The 1114-nt window shown below is 64.3% G+C and carries 2 protein-coding genes; both read right to left on the minus strand.

The window, feature by feature from the left end; genetic code table 11:
* Nucleotides 1-128 precede the first annotated feature (128 nt).
* Nucleotides 129-716 (minus strand): prepilin-type N-terminal cleavage/methylation domain-containing protein, encoded by a 588-nt coding sequence (locus C0V97_RS17825; protein WP_127101825.1) that lies wholly within the window; start codon nucleotides 714-716, stop codon nucleotides 129-131.
* Nucleotides 713-1114: prepilin-type N-terminal cleavage/methylation domain-containing protein (locus C0V97_RS17830; RefSeq protein WP_370265919.1), on the minus strand; the 402-nt coding region annotated here is incomplete at its 5' end. The genes C0V97_RS17825 and C0V97_RS17830, both read right to left, overlap by 4 nt.

Below are 1114 nucleotides of genomic sequence, written 5' to 3' on the forward strand. Positions count from 1 at the left end.
GGGGGCGTGGCGGCAGGATGCGAAGCCGCCCCAACCCGTCCTTCAGGTGTTCAGGCACCAGAGACACAAGCTGTCGGCCCCACCAGTCGAGAAAGATGCGGCCCGTCATGCGCGCCGTTCCGCGCCGGTCACGGGCGCGGATCCAGCAGCGGGGCAACGACGATATCGGGCCAGTGCCGTGAATCGCCGGGTGGAAAAACCAGTCGAAGCTTCACCAGAGCGGGCAATCTGCTGCCGTACCATGTCGTGTTCCAGTGTCCGTCCGAATAATAGCTGCAGTCGAGGCGCGCCACGCCGTCGAGCAGGAGGCGCGTCTGCGGGGGAGGGGCTGGCTCGATCACGTGCCTGTGAGGTGTCCAGATCAGCACAAGCCGGTGGTCTTCAGCAACAGAGAGTCGCAAATCTGCCCGGCCATCAGGGCGATCATCCAGCGCCCGTGGCGCGGGGCCACGCAGCACAAGGCCATGGGCCTGCCCGACAAAGAGGGGACCGGCCTCCGTATTTCCCGGATCGGCATGCGCGAGGATCTGGCGCAACAGACGATCGAGTGACCCGAGATCGCCCTGCGCGGACAAGGCCATACGCTGGCGTTCGAAAACCCGTGTCGCCGCGTCGAAGCCCTGACGCAGAACCACAAGAAGCAGGGCGAAAACCGTGAGAGCGATCAGCATTTCAAGCAGGGTGAAGCCCTGCTCGGACTGGGGTCTCCGGCTCATGGCGTTTCAGCCTTGCCAAGACGCAGGCTGGTCAGCGTGATCGATCCTCGTCCTGAGGCGGTGAGCGGATCGGGCCAGGATTCCGTGACGGCAACATGATACAGCACCAGAGAGCCCGAGACTTCTCGCGGCGTCATTACGACATGCCAGGCAAAGCCGCTGCCATCCTCACCACTTTGGGCATAGCTGCCAGGTCGCATGCCATGGCCGATCGCCGCCATATGGGATTGTGCGCGTGAAAGCGCCTCATGTTCCGCATTGGCGCGATGGGTGGCCCCCACGCCATCCAGCATACCCTCGTAAAGCACCCCCAGCGAGAAGGCGACGATGATGAAGGCGATCAGGACCTCGATCAGGGTGAAGCCGGATTCGGCATCGGCGGGGGCVCCCACCCCCCC

Origin of the sequence: Asaia sp. W19 (assembly GCF_003994335.1) — a bacterium.
Lineage (GTDB): Bacteria > Pseudomonadota > Alphaproteobacteria > Acetobacterales > Acetobacteraceae > Asaia.

Coding starts and splice junctions, on each gene's coding strand:
- C0V97_RS17825 (WP_127101825.1), bottom strand. CDS start 716: ATGAGCCGGAGACCCCAGTCCGAGCAGGGCTTCACCCTGCTTGAAATG.